The sequence below is a fragment of the Kineococcus rhizosphaerae genome (assembly GCF_003002055.1).
Taxonomy (GTDB): domain Bacteria; phylum Actinomycetota; class Actinomycetes; order Actinomycetales; family Kineococcaceae; genus Kineococcus; species Kineococcus rhizosphaerae.
In genome coordinates this window covers 474,332-487,346 of sequence record NZ_PVZF01000002.1, presented here as the reverse complement: position 1 = coordinate 487,346, position 13,015 = coordinate 474,332, and the positions used below count along the sequence as shown (strand labels likewise).

Annotated in this window: 11 protein-coding genes; 9 read left to right on the top strand and 2 right to left on the bottom strand. The window is 72.1% G+C overall.

The genetic code is table 11. The features are described 5' to 3' along the window. Positions 1 to 27: 27 nt before the first annotated feature. The 3 genes from qcrA (at position 28) to CLV37_RS06485 (ending at position 3,575) form a co-directional block, all read left to right on the top strand. Positions 28 to 1,059 carry a cytochrome bc1 complex Rieske iron-sulfur subunit gene (gene qcrA / locus CLV37_RS06495; RefSeq protein ID WP_106208280.1) on the top strand — a complete coding sequence of 344 codons (1,032 nt, stop codon included), beginning with the start codon at positions 28 to 30 and terminating at the stop codon, positions 1,057 to 1,059. Next, the gene (gene qcrB, locus CLV37_RS06490; RefSeq protein ID WP_106208278.1) at positions 1,056 to 2,726 is read left to right on the top strand and encodes a cytochrome bc1 complex cytochrome b subunit; all 1,671 of its coding nucleotides are present in this window, start codon (positions 1,056 to 1,058) and stop codon (positions 2,724 to 2,726) included. Before qcrA ends, qcrB begins: the two co-directional genes overlap by 4 nt. Before the next feature lie 87 nt (positions 2,727 to 2,813). Continuing rightward, positions 2,814 to 3,575 carry an SDR family oxidoreductase gene (locus CLV37_RS06485; protein WP_106208276.1) on the top strand — a complete coding sequence of 254 codons (762 nt, stop codon included), beginning with the start codon at positions 2,814 to 2,816 and terminating at the stop codon, positions 3,573 to 3,575. Positions 3,576 to 3,590: 15 nt separating this feature from the next. Here CLV37_RS06485 and CLV37_RS27435 read toward each other — a convergent pair whose 3' ends face one another. Together CLV37_RS27435 and CLV37_RS28800 are read right to left on the bottom strand one after the other, a co-directional pair. Then, complete coding sequence (locus tag CLV37_RS27435; protein ID WP_170127082.1) at positions 3,591 to 4,559, bottom strand: lysylphosphatidylglycerol synthase transmembrane domain-containing protein; 969 nt, start codon at positions 4,557 to 4,559, stop codon at positions 3,591 to 3,593. Then, positions 4,529 to 5,761 (bottom strand): L,D-transpeptidase, encoded by a 1,233-nt coding sequence (locus CLV37_RS28800; protein WP_146149317.1) that lies wholly within the window; start codon positions 5,759 to 5,761, stop codon positions 4,529 to 4,531. Before CLV37_RS28800 ends, CLV37_RS27435 begins: the two co-directional genes overlap by 31 nt. 160 nt (positions 5,762 to 5,921) lie before the next feature. On the opposite strand from CLV37_RS28800, the gene CLV37_RS06470 reads away from it, so the two are divergent. From CLV37_RS06470 to CLV37_RS06445, 6 genes are all read left to right on the top strand, one after another. Next, positions 5,922 to 6,959: a LacI family DNA-binding transcriptional regulator gene (locus CLV37_RS06470; RefSeq protein ID WP_106208272.1), complete on the top strand. Its 1,038-nt coding sequence runs from the start codon at positions 5,922 to 5,924 to the stop codon at positions 6,957 to 6,959. Positions 6,960 to 7,092: 133 nt separating this feature from the next. Continuing rightward, positions 7,093 to 8,175: a pyrimidine utilization protein A gene (gene rutA, locus CLV37_RS06465; protein WP_106208270.1), complete on the top strand. Its 1,083-nt coding sequence runs from the start codon at positions 7,093 to 7,095 to the stop codon at positions 8,173 to 8,175. Then, a complete protein-coding gene (locus CLV37_RS06460) occupies positions 8,172 to 9,077 on the top strand; it encodes a carbon-nitrogen hydrolase family protein (protein WP_106208268.1) in 906 nt (301 codons plus the stop codon). Before rutA ends, CLV37_RS06460 begins: the two co-directional genes overlap by 4 nt. Positions 9,078 to 9,143: 66 nt before the next feature. Beyond that, positions 9,144 to 10,319, top strand: coding sequence for a sugar ABC transporter substrate-binding protein (locus CLV37_RS06455; protein WP_211298437.1), 1,176 nt, complete (start codon positions 9,144 to 9,146; stop codon positions 10,317 to 10,319). Then, a complete protein-coding gene (locus CLV37_RS06450) occupies positions 10,316 to 11,908 on the top strand; it encodes a sugar ABC transporter ATP-binding protein (protein ID WP_106208614.1) in 1,593 nt (530 codons plus the stop codon). Before CLV37_RS06455 ends, CLV37_RS06450 begins: the two co-directional genes overlap by 4 nt. Beyond that, entirely contained in the window at positions 11,905 to 12,918 is a 1,014-nt protein-coding gene (locus tag CLV37_RS06445; RefSeq protein WP_106208266.1) for an ABC transporter permease, read from the top strand. The genes CLV37_RS06450 and CLV37_RS06445 overlap by 4 nt, the downstream gene beginning before the upstream one ends. Positions 12,919 to 13,015: the final 97 nt, after the last annotated feature.

Genomic DNA, 13,015 nt, shown 5'->3' with positions numbered 1-13,015 from the left:
CGCGAAGGAACCGGACGGGCAGGGAGCATGAGCGACATCGAACGCGCCGAGGAGGCGCACGGGCAGCCGGGGACGACCCTGGCCAGGCCCGAGGGCGGCGTTCCCGACCGCTTCGAGAACCCGGGCCTTCCGCCCCACAAGCACCGCATGGGCGACACCGACCCCAAGGCCGCCAAGCGCGCCGAGCGTCAGGTCGCGTTCTTCCTGCTGCTGTCGATCATCGGCTCGATCGGGATCATCGTCTCGATCATCGCGGTCAAGTACGACGGCAGCTTCGAGCGGATCAGCCTGTCGACGAAGGCCATCGGCCTGTCGATGTTCCTGTCCCTGTTCGCCCTCGGCGTCGGCGCCGTGCACTGGGCCAAGACGCTCATGCCCGACGACGAGCGCATCGACATGCGTCACCGTCAGCGCGGCACCACGGCCGAGCGCGAGGAAGCGGTCGCCATCCTCAAGGAGGGCGCCGGCGAGGCCGGTCTGGGTCGCCGTCCGCTGATCCGCAACACCCTCGTCGGTGCCTTGGCGCTGTTCCCGATCCCCGCGGTGTTCTTCTTCCGGGACACGGGTCCGCTGCCCGGCAACCAGCTCTCGGTGACGATGTGGAAGGCGGGGACCCACCTCGTCAAGGACCCGGAGGGTGGCCGCATCCGGGCCGCCGACGTGAGCCTCGGCTCGGTCGTCCACGTCCTGCCCGAGGGCATCGAGGAGGTCGACCACACGCTGAACGAGAAGGCCAAGTCCGCCGTGCTGATCATGCGGCTGGACCAGAGCCTGCTGACCGAGAAGCAGAACGACTGGGGTGTCGACGGGACCGTCGCCTACTCCAAGATCTGCACCCACATGGGCTGCCCCGTGGCCCTGTACGAACAGCAGACCCACCACCTGCTGTGCCCCTGCCACCAGTCGACCTTCGACCTGACGCAGGACTGCAAGGTGATCTTCGGCCCCGCGAAGCGTCCTCTCCCCCAGCTGCCGATCGCAGTTGACGACGAGGGGTACCTGTACGCGACGAACGGCTTCGACGAGGCCGTGGGCCCGAGCTTCTGGGAGCGCGGATGAGCACCATCGACAAGACGGCGGCGGGCGTCGCGAACTTCGCCGACGACACCGTCGGGGCGAGCAAGGTCGTCAACGGCTTCGCCCGCAAGATCTTCCCGGACCACTGGTCGTTCATGCTCGGTGAGGTCACGCTCTACAGCTTCGTGATCCTCCTGCTCACCGGGACGTTCCTGACGTTCTTCTACGAGCCGAGCGCGGCCGAGACGGTCTACCAGGGGAACTACGTCCCCCTGGTCGGCCAGCACGTGTCCGAGGCCTACGAGTCGACCCTGCGGCTCTCGTTCGACATCCGCGGCGGTCTGCTCATGCGGCAGATCCACCACTGGGCGGCCCTGGTCTTCGTCGCCGCGACGGTCGTCCACATGGCCCGCGTGTTCTTCACCGGCGCCTTCCGCAAGCCGCGCGAGGTCAACTGGGTCATCGGTTCGATCCTGGCCATCCTGGCGGTCGTCGAGGGCTTCACCGGGTACTCCCTGCCCGACGACCTGCTGTCCGGCACCGGGATCCGCATCGCGGACGCGATCATCCTGGCCGTGCCCGTGGTCGGCAGCTACATCAGCTTCTTCCTCTTCGGCGGCGAGTTCCCCGGCACGGACTTCATCCCGCGCTTCTTCACGATCCACATCCTGCTGCTGCCGGCGATCATCCTCGCGCTGGTCGCCGTCCACCTGATGCTGGTCGTCGTGCACAAGCACACGCAGTACCCCGGCCCGGGCAGGACCGAGGACAACGTCGTCGGGTTCCCGCTCTTCCCGGTGTACATGGCCAAGGCCGGCGGGTTCTTCTTCATCGTCTTCGGCGTCATCGCCGCCCTCGGGGCCCTGGTGCAGATCAACGCGATCTGGGCCTACGGCGCCTACGACCCCTCCCCGGTCACCGCGGGTTCGCAGCCCGACTGGTACATGGGCTGGGCCGACGGCGCGGTGCGCCTGATGCCGGGCTGGCTGGAGTTCGAGGCCTTCGGGTACACGTTCTCGTTCAACATCCTCACGGCGCTCATCATCTGCGGCGTCATGGTGGTGGCGGGCATCGTCTACCCGTGGATCGAGCAGGCCGCGACGGGCGACCGTCGTGAGCACCACCTGCTCGACCGTCCCCGCAACCAGCCGACCCGCACCGGCCTGGGCGTCATGGCGCTCACCCTGTACGGCCTGCTGTGGATCTCGGGCGGGAACGACATCATCGCCCACATGCTGGGGCTGTCGATCAACGACATCACCCGCCTGCTGCGCGTCGGCATCTTCGCCTTCCCGGCGCTGGCCTTCGTCATCACCAAGCGCATCTGCCTGGGCCTGCAGCGCAAGGACCGCGAGAAGGCGCTGCACGGTCGCGAGACCGGCCGCATCGTCCGCCTGCCCCACGGGGAGTTCATCGAGGTCCACGCGCCGCTCACGGACCTGGAGCGCTGGACCCTCGTCCAGCACGACAGCCTGCGGCCCATGGAGATCGAGGACCGCGTCGACGCCGGGAACCCGGACACGCTGTTCGGCAAGGTCCAGCGCCGGCTCTCGAAGTTCTACTTCGAGGACCGCGTCGAGCCGGTGACCCCGGCCGAGCTGGCCGCCTCGCACCACGACCACCACAGTGAGCTCGAGAGCGCCCACGCCGACGAGCTCGACCGGGCCGACAACCCCGCCATCGGGACGTCGCAGACCCTGCACGGCTGACCGTCGACGACGAAGGGCCCCGAGCCACCGGCTCGGGGCCCTTCGTCGTCCCGGTCCTCCCCCGGCGAACGGTTAGGCTCCTGCCCCGTGACCAACCCCCTCAGCCCCGGCAGCCTCGCCGGCAAGCGCGCCCTCATCACCGGTTCCTCCCGCGGCATCGGCGCCCAGACCGCGACCTACGTCGCCGAGGCCGGCGCCTCCGTGGTCGTCAACTACCGCAGCAAGGCGCCCCGCGCCGACAAGCTCGTCTCCTCCCTCACCGCGTCCGGCGCGACCGCGATCGCCGTGGGGGCCGACCTCACGGACCCGGCGTCGGTCACGGCCATGTTCGAGCGCGTCCGCGAGGAGTTCGGCGGCCTGGACCTGCTGTTCCTCAACGCCTCCGGCGGCATGGAGCAGGGCATGGCCGAGGACTACGCGATGCAGCTCAACCGCGACGCCCAGGTCAACGCGCTGACGACGGCGCTGCCCCTGCTGGCCCCCGGGTCGCGCATCGTCTTCGTGACGAGCCACCAGGCGCACTTCATCGAGACCGTCGAGACGATGCCCGAGTACGAGCAGGTGGCCCGCAGCAAGCGCGCCGGCGAGGACGCGCTGCGCGAGCTCATCCCCACGATCGAGGCCGCCGGCGTCGAGTTCGTCGTCGTCTCCGGCGACATGATCGAGGGCACCATCACCGCGACCCTGCTCGAGCGTTCCAACCCCGGGGCCCTGGCCACCCGCAAGGAGGCCGCCGGCAAGCTGTACGACGTCGCCGGGTTCGCCGCCGAGGTCGCGCTCGCGGCCGTCGAGCCGGTCCCGGCCGACCACACCCGCTACGTCGGGGACATCTCCAGCTTCACGGGCTGACCCCGGGTTCCGGCGTCAGACCGCCCCCTGGCGCCGGAGCCGCAGCAGCGCCACCCACGCGAACGGCACGCGCACCCAGAACGTCAGCGCCCGGTGCAGCAGAGCCGCCGACAGCGCCGCCTCCCCCGGCAGGCCCGCGGCGGCCAGACCGGCCGCCAGCGCCGCCTCGGAGGCCCCGATGCCCCCGGGCACGGGGACGGCGGCGGTCACCGCCGAGCTGCCCACGACGACGAGCACGAGCAGGGCGAGCGGGGGGTCTCCCCCGACGGCCCGGGCGCAGCACGCCAGCGTCGCCGCGAAGCCCAGCGGGACGGCGAGGTGGCCGAGCAGGGCGACGAGCACCCGCAGCGGGTGGGTCAGGACCCGCCGCAGCGCGGGCCACTCCGCGCGCACGGGGTCGACGACGGCGGTGGCGACGAACCGGCGCGCCCGGGGCCACCAGCGCACCACGAGGAACGCCACCCCTGCGACCACGACGGCGCCGCCGAGGACGGGCCAGGGCAACGTCACGGCGGTGTCGGGGTCGCGGCCGGCCACGACGAGGCAGCCGGCGACCAGCAGGCCCGTCACGACGAACGAGGTGGACTGGACGATGCCGATGGTGGTCGCCGCCACCACCAGCGGCAGACCGCGCTGCTGCAGGTACCGCACGGTCAGGGCCACCCCGCCCGTGCTGGAGGGGGTCACCAGGTTCACGAAGGAGGTGGCCAGCCACAGCACCGTCGTGCGCCCCACGGGGATCCGCACGGGCGACAGCGCCGTCATGGACGCCACGTTGCCGTACAGCGGCAGCAGCGAGCACGCCGCCGCGGCGAGCAGCCACGCGGGCTCGGCCGTGCGCAGTCGCTGCGCCAGGTCGGCCGCCTCGAGCCGGCGCGCGAGCACGACGACGGCGACGACGGTGGCGACCAGGAGCGCGACCCGCCACACCCGGCGGGCGAGGCGGGGCCGCCTCAGGCGGTCAGCGCGGAACCCTGCTGCCACTGCTGGTAGGTCTGGTTCCAGACGTTGAACCCGTTGCCCGGCTCGATGGTCCGGTCGCTGCCGGTGTAGACGACGACGTCGCCCATCTTGGAGTGGTCGAACATCCACTTCGCGTTCTCGGTGCTCATCCCCGTGCAGCCGTGGCTCACGTTGGCCCGGCCCTGCGAGCCGACCGACCAGGGGGCGGCGTGCAGGAACTCGCCCGAGTTGGTGACGCGCATCGCGTACTTGACGTTGACGTTGTAGTAGTTGGGGTCGTTCTGCCCGATCCCGGTGGTCTCGGAGTTCATCTGCCGCGAGGCCTCGAGGCTCATGATGACCTTCGTCCCGCTGCGCGTGACGAACTTCCCGCCGCTGCCGGACTGCCCCAGGGTGACGGGGATGGTCTTGAGCACCTCCCCGTCGCGGGTGACGGTGAGGGTGTGGGCGGCGATGTCGACGGTGCTGACCATGGCCGAGCCGATGGTGAAGTCGATGTCGCGGGTCTTGCCCCAGACGCCGGGAGCGACCTCGACGCCCCCGAGGTCGACGTCGACGTGGACGGCGGAGTGCGCCGGCCAGTACTGGGCGGGGCGGAACTCGACCTTGCTGTCGGACTGCCAGCTCCACGACCCCTCGACGGGGTTCGGGGACGCCGTCACCACCAGGTGCTGCTCGACGACGGCGCGCCGGTCCTTCGCCACCGGGCTGTCGAAGGTGACGATGACCGGCATCCCGACGCCCACCTCCTTGCCGGTCAGCGGCGAGACGGACGGGAACGCGGTCGCCGCCGGCGTCAGCGTCGTGAGCGTGGAGTCCTGGGTGGTGGCCGTCCCCGCCACGTTCGCGGCGACGGCGTGCACCGTGTAGGCAGTGGCCGTGCTGAGGGTGGCCGAGGAGGTCCACGTCGTGCCCGCGGCGTCGAGGGCGCCGTCCAGGACGGTGCCGTCGGCGGCGGTGACCTTCACGTCGGTGAGCGTGCCGTCGGCGGCGCTGACGGTGACGGGGGCGTCGGGCCGCACGTCGACGGCGGCGTTCGCCGGGCTGACGGTGATCGTGGCGGGGGTGGCCGACGGCGAGGCCGACGGGCTCCCCGTCCCGGCCCCGGGCCCCGCGGCCCCCGACTTCGACTGGCAGCCGGCGACGACCGGGACGGCGGCGGCCGCCAGCAGCGCGCCGACGAGCGTCCGCCGACGCAGCGCGGACGACGGACCAGAGCTCATGACCACGTTTCGTTCTCCCCCGGAGCGCGGACGCTCCCTCGTGCTTCCCCCGGAGGCGATCCTCGCACCTCCGACGGTCCATCCACAGGACGCCGCGCAGATCCGATCCGTTGCACCCACGCAGGTCACGATCCGGTGACGCCCGTCCTACGCTGGCGGCGTGACCTCCCTCCCCGTGCGCCGCGTCACCGGGTACGACCTGGCGCGCGACCTGAAGCTGTCGCAGTCGACGGTCTCGCGGGCGCTGCGCGACGATCCCCGGGTCGTGCCGGCCACCCGGGAGCTGGTCAAGGCGCGGGCGGCCGAGCTGGGCTACGTCGTGCACGTCGGGGCCCGCAACCTCATCACCCAGCGCACCCACACCATCGCCGTCATCAGCGGCGACCTGCACAACCCGAGCACCCCGACGCTGGTGACGGCGCTGCAGCGGGAGTTCTCCGCGCACGGCTACCGGGTCGTCCTCATGAGCGACCAGACCGAGGGGGCGCACAGCCGGGACGTGGAGGCGCTGCACGGCGGGGCGGTCGACGGCGTGGTCTTCAACTCGATGCGCCCGGACCTGGAGCTGGTGGCGGCCCTGCGGGCGCGGGGGCTGCCGGTGGTCCTGCTGGCCCGCGACCACGCCGACGCGCAGACGCGCCGCACGGACCGGGTGACGTCGGACAACCGCGCGGGGGGCCGGTTGGTGGCGCGGCACCTGCTGGGCATCGGGCACCGGCGGATCGCCCTGGTGGGCGGGCCCCGGGACAACGCCAGCAGCCGCGACCGCGAGCAGGGGTTCCGGGAGGAGCTCGCGGCGGCCGGGGTGGCGCTGCCCCGCTCGCTGTTCACCCACGGGCCGGTGGACCCGGCGACGGGTCACGCCGCGATGCGGGGGTTCCTGACCCACCGCCACGTCCCGACGGCCGTCTTCTGCATCACCGACTGGATCGCCCTGGGCGCCCTCGACGCGGCCCACGGTGCGGGTCTGCGCGTACCGGCCGACCTGCACGTGGTCGGCTACAACGACTCGCTCTTCGCGGGGTGGTCGATGTTCGACCTCACGACGGTGCGCCAGCCGTTCGACGAGATGGGTGCGGAGGCCGCCCGGCTCCTGGTGGCGCGCCTGGGTGACCCGCAGGCCCCGGTGGTGCACCGGCAGTTCCCCGCCGAACTGCTGGTGCGGTCCTCGACGAGCGGACCGGTCCCCGCCCGCTGAGGCGAAACACCCTGTTCACAGGCCCGAGACGCGCAGGCAACGGGACACCCCTAGTTTCGAGCTGCTGCGGCATTCGAAGTCATGTGCATTCGAAGTCAGCCGCACGGACCGGACCGCACCGTGGAGGAGCGTCGTGGACGTCGGAGTGTTCATCCCGATCGGCAACAACGGGTGGCTGATCTCGAAGTCGGCCCCGCAGTACATGCCCAGCTTCGAGCTCAACAAGACGATCGTGCAGAAGGCCGAGCAGCACGGTTTCGACTTCGCCCTGTCGATGATCAAACTGCGCGGTTTCGGCGGGGCGACCGAGTTCTGGGACCACAACCTGGAGTCCTTCACCCTCATGGCGGGGCTGGCCGCCGTCACCGAGCGCATCAAGCTGTACGCCTCGACGGCCATCCTCACCCTGCCCCCGGCGATGGTGGCCCGCATGGTCTCGACCATCGACTCCATCGCCCCCGGCCGCATCGGCGTGAACATCGTCACGGGCTGGGCCCCCGGGGAGTACACCCAGATGGGCCTGTGGCCCGGTGACGAGCACTTCTCGAACCGGTACGCCCGGGCGACGGAGTACGTCAAGGTCCTGCGCGACCTCACCGAGACCGGCCGCAGCGACCTGGCCGGGGAGTTCTACGCCATGGACGACTGCGTCCTGTCCCCGCGCCCCGGGCACGTGGACATCGTCGCCGCGGGACAGTCCGAGACGGGGATCCGCTTCGCCGCCGAGAACGTCGAGTACGACTTCCTCAACGGCGTCGGCATCAACACCCCCACGGCGATGGCCCCGCACGGTGAACGCCTGCTGGCCGCGAGCCGGGCCAGCGGGCGCGACGTCGGGGCCCTGGCCCTGTTCATGGTGATCGCCGACGAGACCGACGAGCTCGCCTTCGCGAAGTGGCAGGACTACCACGACAACGCCGACGTCGAGGCCCTGGACTACCGCGGGAACGAGGCCGCCGCCGACACCGCCGCGGACGAGAACTCCACGGCCCGCACCATCTCGCTGCCCGAGGGCGCCGTGAACTTCAACATGGGCACCCTCATCGGGTCCTACGAGAACGTGGCCCGGATGCTCGACGAGCTCGCCACCGTCCCCGGCTTGGCGGGCGTCATGCTGACGTTCGACGACTTCGTCGCGGGCGTCGACGCGTTCGGGGAACGGATCCAGCCGCTCATGACCAGCCGCGCGCACGTCGCGGCGGGGGTCCCGGCGTGAGCCGGTTGCGCGCCGCGGTCGTCCAGGCCGGTGAGTGCACCGAGGACCGCGGCAAGAACCTCGACGTCCTGGAGGGTCTGGTCCGGGCCGCCGCCCGTCCCGCCGACGCCCCGGCCCCCGACCTCGTGCTGCTGCCCGAACTCATCACGACGCCGTACTTCTGCACCTCCCGCGCCGCCGACCGCAGCGGGTGGGCCCAGGAACTGCCCGGCCCGACGACCGAACGGTTCTCGGCGCTGGCCGCCGAACTCGGCGTCGCGATCGTCTGGGGCATGTACGAACGCACGGCTGCCGACGTCCTGCACAACTCCGCCGTGGCCGTCGACGCGAGCGGGCGGCTGCTGGCCTGGACCGACGCGGACGGGAACCCCCGGCCCGCGTACCGGAAGCTGTCTCTGCCGGCCAACCACGTGGGCGGGGTGGACGTCGACGAGAAGTTCTTCTTCACCCCCGGGCAGTCCCCCGTCGTCCTGGACCTGCTCGGCGTCCGGTTCGCCGCCGTCATCTGCTACGACCGCTCGTTCCCCGAACACTGGGCCCTGGCCCGGGCCATGGGCGCCGACGTCGTGCTGGCCGTCGTCAGTTCCCTCGGCAACCGCGAAGAGCTGTTCACCACCGAACTGCAGGTCCGGGCCATGGAGTCGCAGGTGTTCGTCCTGGCCGCCAACCGCGCCGGGGTCGAGCACCTCAACGGCACCTCGGTCAGCTACTTCGGCCGCTCGTGCGCCGTGGACCCCACGGGTGCCGTCCTCGCGCAGGCCCCCGCGCACGAGGCCGGGCACGTCCTGCAGGTGGACCTCGACCTCGACCTCGTGCGCAGCACCCGCGCCCGCTTCCCCCTGCTGCGCGACCGGCGTCCCGACGTCGTCGACCTGCTCGCCCGCCTCACCGCCCGTTCCTGAGCCCCTCCCCTGCACGAACCCCCGCACGAGCCCCGAGCAACAGCCCCCGAAACCCAGGAGAACTCCGTGCCCCTCGCCGTGCCGCGCCGTCCCCTGCTGCGCTCCGCCGCGCTGTTCCTCACCCTCGGGCTGACCGCCGCGACCGCCGCCTGCAGCAGCGGGCAGGCCTCCACCGGGGGTGGCGCCACCGACGAGGCGGGGGTCAGTGCCGCGAAGGCGGCCGTCGCCGCCGCGACCGGTGACCCGGCGTTCACCCTCGAGGCGCCCGCGTTCGCGATGTCCGGCATCGCGGGCAAGAAGATCTTCAACATCCCCAACTCCAGCGCCATCCCGTACATCCAGGCCGTCGACACCGAGAGCGCGGCCATCGCTCAGAAGTACGGCGCGACGTGGGTGGAGTACACGAACCAGGGCTCCCCCACCGAGCACAGCGCCGGCATCGACCAGGCCATCAGCCAGGGGGCCGACCTCATCGTCCTGGCCCAGGGCATCAACGCCGACCTGCTCACCCCGGCGCTGCAGCGGGCCGAGGCCGCCGGGATCCCCGTGCTGGTGACCCACACCCAGCAGACCGGCACGACGTTCAGCCCCGGCACCGCCCCGCTCATCGCCGCGCAGGTGACGGCCCCGTTCAACGAGGCCGCCGCGCTCATCGCGAACTGGGCCATCGCCGACTCCGGCGGGAAGGTGAACGCGATCATCATCACCTCCCAGGAGGTCCCGCCCTCCAACGGGATGGTCGAGTCGATGCAGGCGACGCTGAAGCAGAACTGCCCGAGCTGCACGAGCAAGGTCGTGAACGTCCCCACGACCGACTGGGCGACCAAGATCTCCGGTGAGGTCCAGACGGCGCTGCAGTCGAACCCGGGCGCGAACTACGTCCTGCCCGTCTACGACTCGATGTCGCTGTACGCCCAGCAGGGCATCACCGCCGCGGGTAAGACCGGGCAGGTGCAGATGGCGTCGTTCAACGGGACCCCGGACGTGCTCAAGCTCATCCAGGACGGCGACGTCATGGGCATGGACGTCGGCGAGAACATCTCCTGGCTGGCGTGGTCCACCCTCGACCAGGCCGGCCGGATCCTGACCGGCTCCCCGATCGTCGCCGACGGGAACGAGGGCACCCCGCTGAAGGTGTTCACCGACGACAACATCGACGCCACCGGCGAGCCGCCGCAGGCCGGCACGGGCTACGGCGACGCCTACGTCGCCGGGTACGAGGCGCTGTGGGGCCAGCCGTGACAGCCCCCGCGATCCGGTTGTCGGGGCTGTCGAAGACGTTCGGCGCCCAGCGCGCCCTCGACGACGTCACCCTGGAGATCCCCGCCGGGACCGTCCACGGGCTCCTCGGGGAGAACGGCTCGGGCAAGTCGACGCTCATCAAGGTCCTCACGGGCGTCCACGAACCCGACCCCGGCGCCCGGCTGGAGGTCCGGGGCCGCGAGGTGGACCTGCCCCTGCCGCCGGGCGCGTTCCGCGACCTCGGCATCAGCGTCGTCCACCAGGACCTCGGGCTGCTGCCGGACCTGTCGGTCGCGGAGAACATGCGCATCGCGCAGGGGATCGCCGCCCGGCGCGCCGTGGTCTCCTGGCGGACCGAACGGCGCCTGGCCGGGCAGACGCTGCGCCGCCACGGGCTCGACATCGACCCCGCCGCCCCGGTGGCGACGCTCAGCGACACCGAGCGGGCGCTCGTGGCGATCCTGCGCGCCGTCGACGAGCTCGGCGAGCACCGGACGCTGCTGATCCTCGACGAACCCACGGTGTTCCTGCCGCGGGAGGGCACCGACCTGCTGTTCCGCGTCGTGGCCGACCTCGTCGCGGACGGGTCCACGTCGGTGCTGCTGGTCTCGCACGACCTCACCGAGGTCCTGGACCACACCCACGCCGTGACCGTGCTGCGCGACGGGCGGGTGGCCGGCACCGTCGAGTCGGCCACGACCGACCCGGCGGGCCTGACCGAGCTGATCGTGGGCGCCGACCTCGCCGCCGCCGTGCGCCGGCACGCGGTCAGCGGTCCGGCGGCACCGGAACGCCCCGTCGCCGGCCGGGGCCGCGTCCAGGTCGCGGCCCTGACCTCCCCGCGCCTGGCGGGGATCTCCTTCGACGTCGCCCGCGGCGAGGTCCTGGGGCTGACCGGGCTCGCCGGGTCCGGGTACGCCGAGGTGCTGCCCGCGCTGTACGGGGCGGGCGGCAAGGTGTCCGGGGACCTCCTGGTGGATCGCGACGCCCTGCAGCTGTCGACGCTGACCCCGTCGAGAGCCCTGGCGACGGGCGTCGTCCACGTGCCCGCGGACCGCCGGCGCGACGGCGGCATCGCCGAGGAGTCCGTCGAGCGGAACGTGACCATGCCGGTCATGACGACGCTGGGCACCCGCTTCCGGCTCGACCGCACGGCGTTGCGCCGGCGCGCCGCCGAACTGTGCCGGGCCTACGACGTCCGCCCGTTCGACCCCGGCAAGGCGTTCGGGACGCTCTCGGGCGGGAACCAGCAGAAGGCCGTCCTGGCCAAGTGGCTGCAGACGGACCCGCGGGTCGTCCTGCTCGCCGAACCCACCCAGGGCATCGACGTCGGCGCCAAGGCGTTCGTCTTCGACCTGCTGCGGCGCACCGCCGAGCGCGGCGCCTCGATCCTGCTGGCCAGCTCGGACTACGAGCAGCTGGCCACCGTCTGCGACCGGGTCCTCGTCCTGGCCCGCGGTCACGTCGTCGCCGAACTGTCCGGGGCGGACCTGAACCAGGCCGTCCTGTCCGACCGGGTGCTGTCCAGCACGAGGCTGCTGCCCGGTCCCCGTCCGCACCCCACCGCGCTCGAGAGGGAGGCCTCGTGACCACGAGCACCCAGTCCACGACGACCGTCGCCGCCCCCGGGGAGGTCGCCACGACGCGACGTCGCGGGTTCGGCGCCCACGCCGAGCGGTTCGCCCTCCTCGGCGTCTGGCTCGTCGTGCTCGTCGTGTTCTCGATCGCCCGACCCGACGTGTACCCGACGGCCGGCAACCTGCAGAGCGTCCTGGGCTCGCAGGCCGTCCTGCTCATCGCCTCCCTCGGGGTCCTGCTGCCGCTCATCACCGGGGAGTTCGACCTGTCCGTGGCCTCCGCGCTCGGGCTGAGCTCGATGGTCACCGCCGTCCTGAACGTCCAGCACGGCTGGAGCATCGGCAGCGCCGTGCTGGCCGGTGTCGGGGCGGCGCTGGCCGTCGGGGTCGTCAACGCCCTCGGCGTCGTGCTGTTCGGCATCCCGTCGTTCATCGTGACGCTGGGGTCGGGGACGTTCGCCCTCGGCGTCGTGCAGTGGATCTCCGGCCAGTCGACGGTCACCGGGATCGACGCCCACCTCGTGCAGGCGACCGTCGGCAGCCGCGTCCTCGGCGTCCCGCTGCAGTTCTTCTACGGCCTCGCCGCGGCCGCCGTCCTCGCCCTGGTCCTGGAGTTCACCCCGCTCGGGCGACGGCTGCTCTTCGTGGGCCGGTCCCCGGCCGTGGCGAAGCTGTCCGGGTTCAACGTGCCCCGGCTGCGCGCCGGGGCGTTCCTGTCGTGCTCCCTCGTCGCGGGGCTGGCCGGTGTCGTCTACGCCGGTGCGCTCGGCGGCGCGGACCCGTCCTCCGCGCAGTCCTTCCTGCTGCCCGCCTTCGCCGCGGCCTACCTGGGGGCCACGGCCATCGTCCCCGGTCAGTTCAACCCCGTGGGGACCGTCGTGGCCGTGTACTTCCTGTCCTCCGGCGTCGTCGGTCTGCAGATGCTGGGAGCCCAGAGCTTCGTGCAGCAGCTCTTCTACGGCGGCGCCCTGGTCGTGGCGGTGGGCCTGTCGCGCTTCGTCCGCCACCGCGCCACCCGCTGACCCGTCCCACCCCGGAGCCCCACGGTCCTCGACCGTGGGGCTCCGGCCGTCCCCGGGCGGACCCGGGTGCCGAGCACCCCGGGGAACGAGCAGGGCC